This is a genomic window from Terrabacter sp. GCM10028922, from assembly GCF_042666095.1.
Classification (GTDB): domain Bacteria; phylum Actinomycetota; class Actinomycetes; order Actinomycetales; family Dermatophilaceae; genus Terrabacter.
Genome location: NZ_JBHTFG010000023.1, coordinates 302,092 through 314,873, shown reverse-complemented (window position 1 = coordinate 314,873; position 12,782 = coordinate 302,092). Strand labels below are relative to the sequence as shown.

Here is a 12,782-nt window from a genome sequence, read left to right as displayed (position 1 = left end):
AAGCGCGCTTATCTTTGGGTCATGAGCACTCTCGCGCACCTGACCACGGACGTCCCCGTCGAGCCCTCGCGGCTGTGGGCCCGGTGGGCCGACCCGGACACGCACCCCGAGTGGAGCCATGACCTCGCCTGGGTGCGGCTCGAGCAGCCGCTCGAGGTGGGCGCCCGGGGACACCTCAAGCCGAAGGGCGGGCCGCGCTCCCGCTTCACCGTGACCGAGCTCGAGGAGGGGCGCACCTTCGCCGACACGACGCACCTCATCGGCGCCCGTCTCACGTTCAGGCACGCCGCCGAGCCCGCCGCTGCCGGGTCCCGGGTCACCGTGACGGTGACGATCGAGGGCCCGCTCGCCGCGGCGTGGACACGCATCCTCGGCCCGGCCGCGACCCGCGAGGGCATCGAGAAGGACCTTGAGGAGCTCGTCAGGCTCCTCACCGCGGCTCCGACGGCTCCGACCGGCGCGACCCGGACGGCGGACCGGTGAGGTACTGGCTCGGCGTGGTCTCGGCCGAGCACGTGCGGCTCGGGGTCGAGCTCGGGATCGCGCAGGTGCACCACGGCCGCCGTCCCGGCCTCGCCCGGATGGCCGCCGGCGACGGTCTCGTCTACTACTCACCCAAGGAGCAGCTCGGCGGGTCGGTGCCGTCGAGGAGGTTCACGGCGATCGGCCGAGTGTCCGACGACGAGATCTGGCAGGCCGACGAGGGCGACTTCCGGCCGTACCGGCGCCGCGCCGAATGGGCGCCGGGGCACCCGGTGCCGATCGCCACCCTCCAGGAGCGTCTCGTCCTGACCCGGGCTCCGAACTGGGGACACGCGCTCCGCCGCGGGCTCCTGCCCCTCGACGAGGCGGACTTCCACCTCATCGCTCAGGCCATGACCGGCTCTGCCGCGCGGTCTGCATGACCCGCCTGGAGACGCGCTTCGCCGACGCCGACGACAGCCCCGGCCTGCTGCTCTGGCGCGTCGGCAACCGGTGGCAGGCCGCTGTGCGCGAGGCGCTGGCACCCCACGACCTGACGCACACGCAGTTCGTCCTGCTCGCCTCGCTGACGTGGCTGCGACACGGCCGCGACGAGCCGGTGACCCAGCGCGAGCTCGCGGCTCATGCCCAGACCGACGTCATGATGACCTCGCAGGTGCTGAGGGCACTCGAGGCCAAGGGCCTGGTCGAGCGACGCCCGCACCCCGCCGATGCACGGGCCCGCGACCTCGTGGTCACGCCTTCCGGAGTCGACGCCGCGAACCGTGCCGTGGTCGCCGTCGAGGCCTGCGACGCCGCCTTCTTCCGCGCTGCCGGCGACGACCTGCCGCACGTCGTGGCCGGCCTGCGTCGGCTCTCGGCCGGCCAGGGCTCCTAGCCGGTCGGGGCCAGCGCCTGCACGAGGGCCGGGAGGGCGACGGCCGCCGTCGCACGCCACAGGTGGTGCGCGACGTCCGAGGTGTCGGTCTCGTGCGGGTTGACCTCGACGACCGTCGCGCCGGCGCCCCGTCCGATGACGGGCAGGCCGGCGGCCGGGTGGACGAGGCCTGACGTGCCGACGACGAGGACCAGGTCGGCCGACTCGACCACCGCGACGGCCCGTTCCCACGCGTCCAGCGGAAGCAGCTCACCGAACCACACGACCCCGGGGCGCACCAGCCCACCGCACTCCACGCATACCGGTGGGTCGAGGCGCTCAGGCTGCGCGTCGCCTGCGTCCGGCACGTCCACGCGGCCCTCGTATGCCGTGTCGCACCGCGAGCAGCGGAAGCTGGCGAGCGACCCGTGCAGGTGCACGACGTCGGGGCTGCCGGCGCGCTCGTGCAGGTCGTCGACGTTCTGGGTCACCACGGCGACCGACTCGGCGCCGGCGACTTCGGCCCACGTGGCGACGGCCCGGTGACCGGCGTTCGGCTCCACCGCCGCAAGCGACCCGAAGCGCGAGAGGTACCACGCCCACACGAAAGCGGGGTCGCGCTCCCAGGCCTCCGGTGTCGCGAGATCCTCCGCGGCATACCGCGCCCACAGCCCGGTCTGCGCGTCGCGGAACGTCGGCACGCCACTTTCCGCGGACATGCCCGCGCCGGTGACGACGACGACCCGGCGGGCGGAACGCGCGGCGTCGAGGACGGGACCGGGCACCTCCATGCGGACAGGTTCGCACACGCGGGCCGAGCCGACCGGTCCCGCCGGACCTGCGCGGCTAGCCTTGCCGCGACAGCCATCGGACGCCAGGAGGACTCGGTGAGCGAGAGCGACGACACAGGGGACACACCGCGACCGGCCGCCACAGGCCAGGCCGGTCCACGGCGGCGGACGAAGGTCGGGATCGTCGGGGCTGGCGCCGTGGGGGCCACCCTCGCGTTTGCCGCGCTCATGCGTGGCGTCGCCCAGACCGTCGCCCTCTTCGACGTCAACGCCGCCAAGGTGCGCGCCGAGGCGCTCGACCTCAGCCACGGCATCCAGTTCGTGCCGATGGCCCGCGTCGACGGCTCCGACGACATCGCGGTGCTCGCCGACTCCGACGTCGTCGTCTTCACGGCCGGTGCGAAGCAGAAGCCCGGCCAGTCGCGGCTCGACCTGGCCGAGACGACGATCGGCATCGTCCGCTCGATCCTGCCGCGCCTCGTCGAGGTCGCGCCGGACGCCGTCCACGTCATGGTGACCAACCCGGTCGACGTCGTGACGTATGCCGCGCTCCAGGTCTCCGGGCTGCCGCCCGAGCGGCTCTTCGGCTCGGGCACCGTCCTCGACTCGTCGCGGCTGCGCTTCCTGCTCGCCGAGCACACCGGCGTCGCGGCCCAGAGCGTGCACGCGTACGTCGTCGGTGAGCACGGCGACTCGGAGCTGCCGCTGTGGTCGTCCGCGACCATCGGTTCGGTGCCGGTGCTCGAGTGGCGCTCGCCGGGCGGTGCCACCGCGCTCGACGCGCAGACGCGTGCGCGCATCGCCACCGACGTCGTGCAGTCGGCCTACCGCGTCATCGAGGGCAAGGGTGCGACGAACTACGCGATCGGGCTCGCGGCGACCCGCATCATCGAGGCAGTGCTCAACGACGAGCGCCGCATCCTGCCGGTCTCCTCGCTCCTCGAGGACTACCTCGGCATCAGCGACGTCTGCCTGTCCGTGCCGGCGATCGTCCATGCCGGCGGGGTGGGCGACCGGGTCGAGGTGCCGATGACCGACGACGAGCTGGCGGGCCTGCGGGCGTCCGCCGAGGCGGTGCGCTCGACGGCGAGACGGTTCGGTTTCTGAGGTCGCGGCCGGCGTGGCGCGGCCGTCCCACGCGGCAGCCGAGCGAGCCCGGGCGGCGCGGACCGGAGCATGATGGGCCTGTGAGCTCGTCCGCCGCCTCTGACGCCGCCCCGGCGCCAGACCGCGACGCCCCGCCACCCCCGCGGACCACCTACCACCACGGTGACCTGAGGCGCGCCCTGCTCGACGCCGGCACCGACCTCGCGCGTGAGGGCGGCCCCGACAAGGTCGTGCTGCGCGAGGCCACCCGTCGCGTCGGCGTCTCCGCAAACGCGGCGTACCGCCACTTCGCCGACCGCGACGCCCTGCTCGGCGAGGTCGTCTCACGGGCGCAGGCGCGAGCAGCCGACGTCATCAGCGCCACGATGGATGCCGTCCCCGACGACCTCGACCCCGGACCTCTGGCGCGGGCCCGGTTCCGCGCAGTCGGCGTCGGCTACCTGCGTTTCGCGATGGACGAGCCTGGGCTCTTCCGGGCAGCGTTCGCGGTGCCGGTCGACCTCAGCCGGGCTGCGTCCCCCGACGCGGCCGGGTCGAGCGGCCGCACGCCGTTCCAGCTGCTCTCCGACGCGCTCGACGCGATGGTCGACGCCGGCGTCATGGCGGCGGAGCAGCGACCCGGCGCCGAGCTGCTCGCGTGGTCCGCCGTCCACGGCATGGCCATGCTGGCCCTCGACGGACCCCTGCGCGACCTGCCGCCCGGCGCCGTGGACGAGCTCGCCCCGCGGCTCGTGACGATGGTCGACCTCGGGCTCGGGCTCTCCGACGGATCTGTCACGGGCTGACAACCTTTTCGGGCGGGAGCGCGTCTTGGAGGTGACGCATGCCCGATGGGCCGGCGCCTGCCACAATGAAGCGCGCGACCGCGCCGACTCGAAGCCGCGCCATGCGGTCAGGACAGCAGGGGACACGATGAGCACCATCGGCAGGGACACGAAGCGCACCGTCAAGGCGGTCGCCACGGTGTTGACGGTCGCCGCACTCGTCGCGACGGCACCGGCCGCGCGAGCCGACGACGCAACGGGCACACCGACCCCCACGACCACCACCAGCTCCTACGGCGCCGACACGTCCACGGCCGCCGCGTCCGACACGTCCTCTCCGACCACGACGACCTCCCCGACCACGTCGACGCCCATCACGACGACTCCGCCGAGCAGCCCCGTCGTCCTGCGCGCCGGTGACACGGGCTGGGCGGTCAAGGACCTCCAGGCGCGCCTCGCCGTGCTCGGTCGCCCGTCGGGCACGATCGACGGCGTCTACGACTCAGGCGTCGCCTCGGCCCTCGCCGGGTTCCTCTCCGCCAACGGCCTGCCCGGCGATGGCAGCCAGCTGACGGACACCGCGCGTTCGCTCCTGACGAAGCAGACGGCCTCCGCCCTCGTCATCGCCGCCGGCACGTCGGGCTGGGCCGTCAAGGACCTCCAGGTGCGGCTGCGCCTCGTCAAGGCCACGTACTGGACGTACGCCATCTCCGGCGTCTACGGGTGGACGCTCGGCCAGCGCGTGCTGACCTTCCAGCGCGACCAGAACCTGCCCCAGTCCGGCATCGTCGACCAGCGCACCTGGAACCGGCTCGTCGCGCTCACCGCGACGACGACCCGGCTCAGGGAGGGCGCGTCCGGCTGGGCCGTCAAGGACCTCCAGGTGCGGCTGCGCCTCGTCAAGGCCACGTACTGGACGTACGCCATCTCCGGCGTCTACGGGTGGACGCTCGGCCAGAAGGTGCTCGCCTTCCAGCGCGACCAGAACCTCCCACAGTCCGCCGTGCTCGACCAGCGCACCTGGAACCGTCTCGTCGCCCTGACAGCGACGCCGGTCGTCCTCGCCAAGACGGCACCGGTCGCCAACGTGCGCGAGCTCCAGCGCCGCCTCGGGGCCAAGGGGCTCTGGCCGTACGCCTACTCCGGCGTCTACGGCTGGACGCTCGGCCAGAAGGTGCTCGCCTTCCAGCGCACGTACAACCTTCCGCAGTCCGGCACCGTGGACCAGCGCACGTGGACGCGTCTGCGCGCCCTCACCTACACGCCCGGCACGTTCGACAAGCACCGGTACTACGCCGGGCTCCGACCGTACATGCCGACCATCGGCTCGCTCGACTCACGCTGCCGCACGGGCCGAGTCATGTGCGTCGACAAGGCCACCCGCACCTTGACCTGGGTCGTCGACGGCACGCCGCTCATGGTCATGTGGGCCCGCTTCGGCATGCCGGGGCTCGAGACGCGTGAAGGCACCTTCTCGGTGTTCAAGAAGTACGAGTACGTCGTCTCGAACCTCTACTTCACGCCGATGCCCTACTCGATGTTCTTCTCCGGCGGACAGGCCGTGCACTACTCGTCGAACTTCGCGCGGCTCGGCTACACGACCGCGAGCCACGGGTGCGTCAACATCGCCGACTACGAGCAGGTGAAGTCCCTGTACTTCAAGGTCCGCCTCGGCGACAAGGTCGTCGTCTACCACTGAGCGTGGCTAGACGTCCTGCTCGACCGTCGCGGTGACCTTCGTGCCGAGCTCGACGGTGCGGCTGACGGTGCACCACTCGTCGTGCGAGCGCTTGACGAGCTTGGGCAGCATCTCGCGTGCGGCGTCGCCGCCCTCGCCGTCCGGGAAGCGCACCCGGAAGCTGACGTTGATGTCCTGGAGGTGGTTGCCGTGCTCGTCCTTGACCTTGTCGGCGGTCACGACCACCTCGAAGCTGTCGGGCTCTGCGCGACGCGTCGTCACGGTGTCGACGTCGACAGCCGTGCACGCCGCGATGCCGGCGAGGAGCAGCTCGACGGGCGACAGCTCGTCGGTGCCGGAGCTGACCGAGATGGAGCCGCCGCGGCGGTTGCGGGCCGTGTAGCGGCCCTGGCTGTCACGGGTCAGGGTGATCTGGCGCAGGTCGGACGCGTCGGTGCTCATGGGGTGCAGCCTTCCAGAGTCGGTGGTGGCGGGTCGGGTCAGGTCGGGAGTCAGGACCAGGCGTCGGCGAGCAGCTCGTAGGAGCGCAGCCTCGCCTCGTGGTCGTGGGCGCCGCAGGTGACGATGACCTCGTCGACGCCCGTCGCCTCGACGAACCCGGTGAGGCCCTGGCCCACCTCGTCGGGCGTGCCGACGAGCGAGACGCGGGTCATGTCGGAGACCGCCTGGCGTTCGGCCGGCGACCACTGCGCCATGAGGTCCGCGATGTCGCCCTCGGGTCGCGGCAGCGCCGTACGCCGCCCGGTGACGATGCCGTGGAAGCGCTGGAGAACGCTCGTGAAGAGGCGCTCGGCCTCGCCCGTCGTGTCGGCGACCATGACGTTGACGCCGGCCATGGTGCGCGGGGCGTCGAGGCCGCCCGGTTCTGTCGACGGCGTGAAGCGGCTCCGGTAGACCTCGAGGGCGCTCATCAGCGCGGCGGGCGCGAAGTGTGACGCGAAGGAGTACGGCAGCCCGAGCGCGGCCGCAACCTGGGCGCCGCCGTGGCTCGAGCCGAGGATCCAGATCGGCACGTGCGTGCCCTCGCCCGGGATGGCGCGCACCTTCGCGTCGGGGTGGGGGTCGCCGAGGTAGCCGATGAGCTCCTCGACCTCGCCGGCGAAGTTCGCCGCGGCCGCCTCGTTGCGGCGCAGCGCACGAGTCGTGAACGGATCGGTGCCGGGGGCGCGCCCGAGACCGAGGTCGATGCGGCCGGGGTGGATCGTCGCCAGGGTGCCGAACTGCTCCGCGACGACGTAGGGCGCGTGGTTCGGCAGCATGATGCCGCCCGCCCCGACGCGGATGGTCTCGGTGTGGTCCGCGACGTGGCCGATGAGCACCGCCGTCGAGCTCGACGCCACGCCGCGCATGTTGTGGTGCTCGGCCATCCAGTAGCGGCCGTAGCCCCACTTCTCCGCGTGCTTCGCGATGTCGACGGTCGAGGAGATCGCGTCGGTCGCGCTGCCGCCGTCGACGACGGGCACGAGATCGAGGATGTTCAGCTGGGCTCTGGGGGCGACGTTCACGTGGGTGCCAACCGACCCCATGGGTCGAGGTATTCCGCCGAGCCCCGCCGCGACTCATCGCCTCAGCCTCGACCGCGATGCCGTGTGCCGTCAGGGGAGGTCGAGCTGGGCGACCTGGTCGTCGCGGTCGGGACAGAAGGCTTGGACGCCCGCCGCCATGAGCTGCTTCGTGCGGAGAGCCTCGCCGGTGTTGCCGAGGGGCTTGTCGGCGTCGTCGACCGCGATCTGGCGTAGCTCAACGCCGCCGTTCGTAAGGGCCCAGCACGTCGTGGTCCCGGTCTCGATGTCGTCGGCGACCGTCGCACCGGTGACCTTCGCGCCGAGCTTCTGTGCGGCGAGGACGAACTGTGCCTCCTCCGCCGAGATCGTCGGCCGCGCGCTCGCGACGTCCGACGGGAGGTCGGCGAGCGTCGGGTCGGACCCACCGCACGCGGCCAGCGACACGGCGACGAGGACGGCGGCCGCCGCGAAGGCGAGCGGGCGTGGCAGGGCCCGGCGGACGGCATACGGGCGTTGAGCGTCGGTTCCGGTCATGGGGTGCATCGTTACCCTGAACGCGTGAGCGAGACCGATCGTCCCCGCGATGCCACGTCGGCGAGGCTGGCGACCGAGGCGCCGCTCGCCCGCGGGGCGCTCGTGGCGTCGCTGGCCGGGGTCGTGTTCGGCTTCGCCTTCCTTCCACAGCTGCTCGGGCTGGCGCTCGCCGGGCTCAGTCTCGCCCGGCGCGAGCCGGGAGGTCGTCGACCGGCCCTGCTCGCCGCGACCCTCAGCCTCGTGCTGACCGCCGGATGGGCGGTCGTGCTCGGTCTGCTCCTCAAGTGGTGGGCCACGACCCGTTGACGCAGCCATCCACCCACGGCTGGATGGTTGCGGTGGATCACGCCTGACCGCCGCAACCATCCCGCCACGGGTGGATGGTCGCGGCGGCGGTGCGCGCCTACTGCGAGTACGTCGAGAGGAACTTCTCGAGTCGGCCCACGGCGTCCTCGAGGTCCTCGACGCGCGGCAGGAAGACGAGCCGGAAGTGGTCGGGCGTCGACCAGTTGAAGCCGGTGCCGTGCACGATGAGCATCTTCTGCTCGCGCAGCAGGTCGAGGGCGAACCGCTCGTCGTCGCGGATGTCGTGGACCTTCGGGTCCAGGCGCGGGAAGAGGTAGAGCGCGCCCTGAGGCTTGGTCACCGAGACGCCGGGGATCGCGTTGAGCAGCTCCCACGCGACGTTGCGCTGCTCGAGCAGCCGGCCGCCGGGCAGGATCAGCTCGTTGATCGACTGGTAGCCGCCGAGCGCCACCTGGATCGCGTGCTGCGCGGGCACGTTCGCACAAAGGCGCATGTTGGCGAGGATGTCGAGGCCCTCGAGGTAGTTGCGCGCGTGCTCCTTCGGGCCGGTGATGGCGAGCCAGCCGGAGCGGAAGCCGGCCACGCGGTAGGCCTTGGAGAGGCCGTTGAAGGTGAGGCACAGCAGGTCGGGCGCAAGGGCCGCGACGGACGTGTGCGTGGCGCCGTCGTAGAGGATCTTGTCGTAGATCTCGTCGGCCATGATGATCAGCTCGTGCTCGCGCGCCACCTGTGCGATCGCCTCGAGCACCTCGCGCGGGTAGACGGCGCCCGTCGGGTTGTTGGGGTTGATCACGACGATGGCGCGGGTGCGGTCGGTGACCTTGCTGCGGATGTCGTCGATGTCGGGCGCCCAGCCGGCCTGCTCGTCGCAGACGTAGTGGACGGGGTTGCCGCCGGCGAGGCTCGCCGCGGCCGTCCACAGCGGGTAGTCGGGCGCCGGGATGAGTACCTCGTCGCCGTTGTCGAGCAGCCCCTGCATCGCCATGACGATGAGCTCGCTGACGCCGTTGCCGAGGTAGATGTCCTCGATGTCGACCTTCGGGAACTCGCGCACCTCGTAGTGCTGGGCGATGGCGCGACGGGCCGGGAGGATGCCCTTGCTGTCGCTGTAGCCCTGGGCGGTCGGCAGCTCCTGGATGACGTCGACGAGGATGTCCTCGGGCGCCTCGAAGCCGAACGGCGCCGGGTTGCCGATGTTGAGCTTGAGGATCCGGTGACCCTCCTCCTCGAGCCGCTTGGCCTCGGCCAGCACCGGGCCACGGATCTCGTAACAGACGTTCTGCAGCTTCTTGCTCTGGGTCACCCGGCGCATGTGGTCCAGCGTCCCACCGGCGTGAGCCGGAGACCGCGACATTCCCAGCATGTGGCCCGTCGCGTCGGTCACGTTCGCGAGCGAGCCGTATGCCGGGTGGCGGCGTCAGCGGCCGAGGCAGCCGAAGGCGCTGGCGGGGCTGTGCGCGACGAGCGACTCGACGAGTGAGCTCTCGCTCCGTGCCACGACGTCGATCGTCAGGAGGCGCCCGGACTCGATCCTCGTCAGGTGGGCCACGGTGGGCGGTGCGGTGGCCGGGTCCTGCGTCCACCCCTTCTGCGTCAGGTAGCCCACGAGCTCAGCGGCCTGCGGCCCGGTCGACGGTGGGTAGGTGCGGGTGACGCGCCCGTCGGCGGAGTCGCGGCACGGCGGGATCGCGCTGTGACCGAGGGGGGTCAGGCTGCGGTCGAGCACCTCGATCTCACCGGCGAGCGCCGTGAAGGCCGCGCCATCGTCGGCATGCACGCGCGACGACCATGCCCAACCTGCGAAGCCGACGAGCCCCAGGACGAGCACGAGGAAGCCGAGCAGGGCAGCGGACGGGCGACGCGACCGGCGCGGACGGGCGGGGGTGTCGCCGGACCGGCCGGCCACACGAGAGCGGCCGCGGGCTGGTCGCCCGGGGGCCTCGTCGGTGAAGCCGGAGTCTGTCACCGGGACAGTGTGAGACACCGGGCGGCGCGCCGGAAGCGCCCGCCGCAACTGTCTCCGATCCGTGACTACTCACGCACCGCGGACCGCGGACGGGGGAAGAGCGGCCGCTCCAGGTCGAGCAGGTGACGACCGTCCAGCAGCCGCGCAGTGCGCAGACCACGTCGCACGAGCAGGACGGCGACGACGAGCGCGAAGGGCACACCGACGACTGTCGTCGTGAGGCCCAGGCTGTAACCCTCGGGCAGGGTCGCGAAGCACACGACGGTCGCCGCGACCGCGAGCGGCCGCTCCAGCCGAGGCGCCCACTCGTCGCCGAGGGAGACGGCGAAGACGGGCAGCATCCAGAGGAAGTACCACGGCAGGAAGACCGGGGCGAGCGCGACGACGGCGAGCATCGCCCACGCGAGCCCACCCACGGCACGCCGCCGATCGTCATCGGCACCATGCTTGACGCCGGCCAGCCAGACGAGCACGAGGAGCAGCGCCATCACGACGAGGGCGACCGCCCGCGACACGTCGATGCCTGTCTCGCGCCAGTCGTCGTGGCCGAGCAGGTGCCCCACGGCGCCGACCGCGATCCCGATCGCGGTGGGCAGCGACGTCCACTGCTCGTTCCTGCCGGGCGTCCCGCTGGGGTTGAGCCAGGAGAACCCGAGACCGGTCAGGACCCCGCCGAGCGCCATGGGTACGCCCGCGCTCGCGAGGGTGAGCACGCCGGCCCGGATGACGCCCGGCCAGCCGCCCACGTCGCCGGAACCGCCGGCGTATGCCGTCCGGCCCGTCGCCGACGCCCGCTCGGACGCGACGTGGCGGGCCCAGAGGACCGCGACGAACGGCAGGGCGACGACAGCGGTCACCTTGACCATCGCCCCGAGTGCGACGACGACGCACGCGGCGGTGAACCGGCCCCGCAACGCGAGCGCGAGACCACCGAGGACGGCGGCGACCATGAGCGCGTCGTTGTGGGCACCGCCGACGAAGTGGGCACCGACGAGCGGCGTGGCGACGCCGAGCCAGGTGGCGCGGACGGGGTCCCGGCCGAGGCGGCGTGCGACGTCGGGCACGGCCCAGGCGACGACGACGACCCCGACGACGGCGAGCAGGCGCAGGAGCAGGAGCGCCACCCACAGCTCGCCCGACACCGACGCCACCGCCCGGGCGAGCAGCAGCCACAGCGGGCCGTACGGCGTCGGGCTGTCGAGCCACGTCGGTGCGGTCGAGGTGCGCCACGGCGAGTCGAGCTCGCGCACGACGTGGTCGTAGGGGCTGAGCCCGTGGTCCCAGAGCAGGCCCTGCGCGGCATACGAGTACAGGTCTCGGCTGTAGAGGGGCATCGCGGCGACGAGCGGCGCGAACCACAGTGCGACCGTCGCCCACCACCAGCGCACCGACACCGGCGCCCGGCGCAGCCTCCACCAGGCGACGACGAGGAGGGTCATGCCGAGCAGGGACAGCGTCGCCAGCAGGGGCGATCCGCCCTTCGGTGTCCACAGCGCTACCCCAGGCCACAGCACTCCGGTGTTCGGGCGCGGGAGGGCGCCGGCGCCCCACGAGGCGGCCGCGAGCACGACGCCGGCGGCGCAGCCGGCCCAGCGCCAGGTGGCGGCGTGGTCGCCCGCCTCAGCCATGCGTGACCGGCTCGTCTCCCCAGGCGAGCAGGCGCCAGCCGGTGTCGGGGTCGCCCTCCATCGTCACGACGTGCGTGTTGTCGAGGCGCCGCTCGTCGAAGAAGTCGGCGGGAAGGCCCAGCGACGTGGAGCACCAGACGCGCATGGCAGCACCGTGGCTCACCGCGACGGCCGACTCGTGGCCGTCGGCGGCGATCCGGGCGATCGCGTCGTCGTAGCGCCGCATGAAGCGCGCTCCGCTGTCACCGCCGGGGATCGTGTGGTGCGGGTCGTCGCGCCAGCGGATGACGGCGTCGATGTACGGCTGCCACTCGGTGGACATCTCGTAGTCGCCGGCCTGGATCTCGCGCAGGCCGGGTAGGACGACGAGCTCGAGGCCGAGCAGCTCGGCGAGCGGTGCCGCGGTCTGCTGCGTGCGCACGAGGTCGGAGGTGTAGATGGCGCCGAGGTCCTCGCCGCCGAGCCGGTCAGCGAGGGCTCGGGCCTGGGCGCGACCCTCGTCGGTGAGATCGAGGCCGGGCACCGCCGTGTCGAGCTGGCGCGCCACGTTGGCGTGGGTCTGCCCGTGGCGCACGAGGAAGAGCCGCACGCTCAGCGTCCCTTGACCGTGACGCCACTCAGGCACTCGACCCCGGCCTTGGGGCCGGTGTGGAAGTTCTTGATCGAGACGGGCGCGGTCGCCCCTGCGGCGAGCTTGACGTCGATCTCCTTGCCGGCGACGTCGGAGCCGTCGGACAGCTTGACGATGAAGACTCCGACGGTGAACGTGTGCTCGTCCGAGTCGGAGTTGGTGAGCGTGCCGCTGAAGCTCCACGACCCACCTGTGGGCGCGCACGTGACGTCGGTGAGGCTCGAGGCGGCGTCGAAGAGGCCACCGTCGCTCGGGGCCGTCGTCTCGGAGGGGTCGATGGCGTCGTCGCTCGGCGTCTCGGCCGTGATCGTCGGCTGCACCGGGACGCTGACGGTGGGTGCGATCGAGTCGTCGGGGGACGAGGGCGTGGGCTGGCCGCAGGCACCGAGCAGCGCGGCGAGGCCGAGCGCGACGGCAGGTGACCACGGGGCCCGTCGTGCGGGACGGGCAGTCGAGTCGTGGTGGGCTCGACCGGGACGGCCTGGGTTGGGCACGAGCGGCCCCTTCCTGTC

Annotated in this window: 16 protein-coding genes; 7 read left to right on the top strand and 9 right to left on the bottom strand. The window is 72.5% G+C overall.

Annotated elements, in window-relative coordinates; all coding sequences use genetic code 11:
- Positions 1-21: 21 nt before the first annotated feature.
- Genes ACFQU3_RS18295 through ACFQU3_RS18285 form a run of 3 tightly spaced genes read left to right on the top strand, consistent with a single transcriptional unit; the run spans position 22 to position 1,360 of the window.
- The gene (locus ACFQU3_RS18295; RefSeq protein ID WP_385912371.1) at positions 22-483 is read left to right on the top strand and encodes an SRPBCC family protein; all 462 of its coding nucleotides are present in this window, start codon (positions 22-24) and stop codon (positions 481-483) included.
- On the top strand, positions 480-905 hold the full coding sequence (locus tag ACFQU3_RS18290; protein ID WP_385912369.1) for an EVE domain-containing protein: 426 nt from the start codon (positions 480-482) through the stop codon (positions 903-905). Before ACFQU3_RS18295 ends, ACFQU3_RS18290 begins: the two co-directional genes overlap by 4 nt.
- The gene (locus tag ACFQU3_RS18285; RefSeq protein WP_385912367.1) at positions 902-1,360 is read left to right on the top strand and encodes a MarR family winged helix-turn-helix transcriptional regulator; all 459 of its coding nucleotides are present in this window, start codon (positions 902-904) and stop codon (positions 1,358-1,360) included. The genes ACFQU3_RS18290 and ACFQU3_RS18285 overlap by 4 nt, the downstream gene beginning before the upstream one ends.
- On the opposite strand, the gene ACFQU3_RS18280 is transcribed toward ACFQU3_RS18285, so the two are convergent.
- On the bottom strand, positions 1,357-2,130 hold the full coding sequence (locus ACFQU3_RS18280) for an NAD-dependent deacetylase (RefSeq protein ID WP_385912365.1): 774 nt from the start codon (positions 2,128-2,130) through the stop codon (positions 1,357-1,359). The two genes, ACFQU3_RS18285 and ACFQU3_RS18280, sit on opposite strands and share 4 nt — an antisense overlap.
- Before the next feature lie 96 nt (positions 2,131-2,226).
- Between ACFQU3_RS18280 and ACFQU3_RS18275 the strand changes: the two genes are divergently transcribed.
- The 3 genes from ACFQU3_RS18275 to ACFQU3_RS18265 all read left to right on the top strand — a co-directional run bounded on the left by ACFQU3_RS18275 (position 2,227) and on the right by ACFQU3_RS18265 (position 5,700).
- Positions 2,227-3,237 carry an L-lactate dehydrogenase gene (locus ACFQU3_RS18275; RefSeq protein ID WP_385912363.1) on the top strand — a complete coding sequence of 337 codons (1,011 nt, stop codon included), beginning with the start codon at positions 2,227-2,229 and terminating at the stop codon, positions 3,235-3,237.
- A gap of 80 nt (positions 3,238-3,317) precedes the next feature.
- Positions 3,318-4,022 carry a TetR/AcrR family transcriptional regulator gene (locus ACFQU3_RS18270; protein ID WP_385912361.1) on the top strand — a complete coding sequence of 235 codons (705 nt, stop codon included), beginning with the start codon at positions 3,318-3,320 and terminating at the stop codon, positions 4,020-4,022.
- 127 nt (positions 4,023-4,149) lie between these two features.
- On the top strand, positions 4,150-5,700 hold the full coding sequence (locus tag ACFQU3_RS18265) for a peptidoglycan-binding protein (protein ID WP_385912359.1): 1,551 nt from the start codon (positions 4,150-4,152) through the stop codon (positions 5,698-5,700).
- A gap of 6 nt (positions 5,701-5,706) precedes the next feature.
- Here ACFQU3_RS18265 and ACFQU3_RS18260 read toward each other — a convergent pair whose 3' ends face one another.
- The 3 genes from ACFQU3_RS18260 to ACFQU3_RS18250 all read right to left on the bottom strand — a co-directional run bounded on the left by ACFQU3_RS18260 (position 5,707) and on the right by ACFQU3_RS18250 (position 7,739).
- Positions 5,707-6,141: an OsmC family protein gene (locus ACFQU3_RS18260; RefSeq protein ID WP_385912357.1), complete on the bottom strand. Its 435-nt coding sequence runs from the start codon at positions 6,139-6,141 to the stop codon at positions 5,707-5,709.
- A gap of 50 nt (positions 6,142-6,191) precedes the next feature.
- Positions 6,192-7,205, bottom strand: coding sequence for an LLM class flavin-dependent oxidoreductase (locus tag ACFQU3_RS18255; protein ID WP_385912355.1), 1,014 nt, complete (start codon positions 7,203-7,205; stop codon positions 6,192-6,194).
- 90 nt (positions 7,206-7,295) lie between these two features.
- Positions 7,296-7,739 carry a hypothetical protein gene (locus tag ACFQU3_RS18250; protein WP_385912353.1) on the bottom strand — a complete coding sequence of 148 codons (444 nt, stop codon included), beginning with the start codon at positions 7,737-7,739 and terminating at the stop codon, positions 7,296-7,298.
- A gap of 24 nt (positions 7,740-7,763) precedes the next feature.
- Between ACFQU3_RS18250 and ACFQU3_RS18245 the strand changes: the two genes are divergently transcribed.
- Positions 7,764-8,045 carry a hypothetical protein gene (locus tag ACFQU3_RS18245; RefSeq protein WP_385912351.1) on the top strand — a complete coding sequence of 94 codons (282 nt, stop codon included), beginning with the start codon at positions 7,764-7,766 and terminating at the stop codon, positions 8,043-8,045.
- 97 nt (positions 8,046-8,142) lie between these two features.
- On the opposite strand, the gene ACFQU3_RS18240 is transcribed toward ACFQU3_RS18245, so the two are convergent.
- The 5 genes from ACFQU3_RS18240 to ACFQU3_RS18220 form a co-directional block, all read right to left on the bottom strand.
- A complete protein-coding gene (locus ACFQU3_RS18240) occupies positions 8,143-9,357 on the bottom strand; it encodes a pyridoxal phosphate-dependent aminotransferase (RefSeq protein WP_385912350.1) in 1,215 nt (404 codons plus the stop codon).
- Between the two features lie 105 nt (positions 9,358-9,462).
- Positions 9,463-10,011, bottom strand: a complete 549-nt coding sequence (locus ACFQU3_RS18235) for a hypothetical protein (protein ID WP_385912348.1) — start codon at positions 10,009-10,011, stop codon at positions 9,463-9,465.
- A 65-nt stretch (positions 10,012-10,076) separates the two neighbouring features.
- A complete protein-coding gene (gene mptB, locus ACFQU3_RS18230) occupies positions 10,077-11,639 on the bottom strand; it encodes a polyprenol phosphomannose-dependent alpha 1,6 mannosyltransferase MptB (RefSeq protein WP_385912347.1) in 1,563 nt (520 codons plus the stop codon).
- Complete coding sequence (locus ACFQU3_RS18225) at positions 11,632-12,228, bottom strand: histidine phosphatase family protein (RefSeq protein WP_385912345.1); 597 nt, start codon at positions 12,226-12,228, stop codon at positions 11,632-11,634. The genes mptB and ACFQU3_RS18225 overlap by 8 nt, the downstream gene beginning before the upstream one ends.
- A gap of 2 nt (positions 12,229-12,230) precedes the next feature.
- Positions 12,231-12,764, bottom strand: a complete 534-nt coding sequence (locus tag ACFQU3_RS18220) for a hypothetical protein (protein ID WP_385912343.1) — start codon at positions 12,762-12,764, stop codon at positions 12,231-12,233.
- Between the last annotated feature and the right edge of the window lie 18 nt (positions 12,765-12,782).

Bases quoted from the DNA above. Each gene is read 5' to 3' on its own strand.
- ACFQU3_RS18295 (WP_385912371.1), top strand. From the start codon at position 22: ATGAGCACTCTCGCGCACCTGACCACGGACGTCCCCGTCGAGCCCTCG.
- ACFQU3_RS18285 (WP_385912367.1), top strand. From the start codon at position 902: ATGACCCGCCTGGAGACGCGCTTCGCCGACGCCGACGACAGCCCCGGC.
- ACFQU3_RS18280 (WP_385912365.1), bottom strand. From the start codon at position 2,130: ATGGAGGTGCCCGGTCCCGTCCTCGACGCCGCGCGTTCCGCCCGCCGG.
- ACFQU3_RS18265 (WP_385912359.1), top strand. From the start codon at position 4,150: ATGAGCACCATCGGCAGGGACACGAAGCGCACCGTCAAGGCGGTCGCC.
- ACFQU3_RS18260 (WP_385912357.1), bottom strand. From the start codon at position 6,141: ATGAGCACCGACGCGTCCGACCTGCGCCAGATCACCCTGACCCGTGAC.
- ACFQU3_RS18250 (WP_385912353.1), bottom strand. From the start codon at position 7,739: ATGACCGGAACCGACGCTCAACGCCCGTATGCCGTCCGCCGGGCCCTG.
- ACFQU3_RS18240 (WP_385912350.1), bottom strand. From the start codon at position 9,357: ATGCGCCGGGTGACCCAGAGCAAGAAGCTGCAGAACGTCTGTTACGAG.
- mptB (WP_385912347.1), bottom strand. From the start codon at position 11,639: ATGGCTGAGGCGGGCGACCACGCCGCCACCTGGCGCTGGGCCGGCTGC.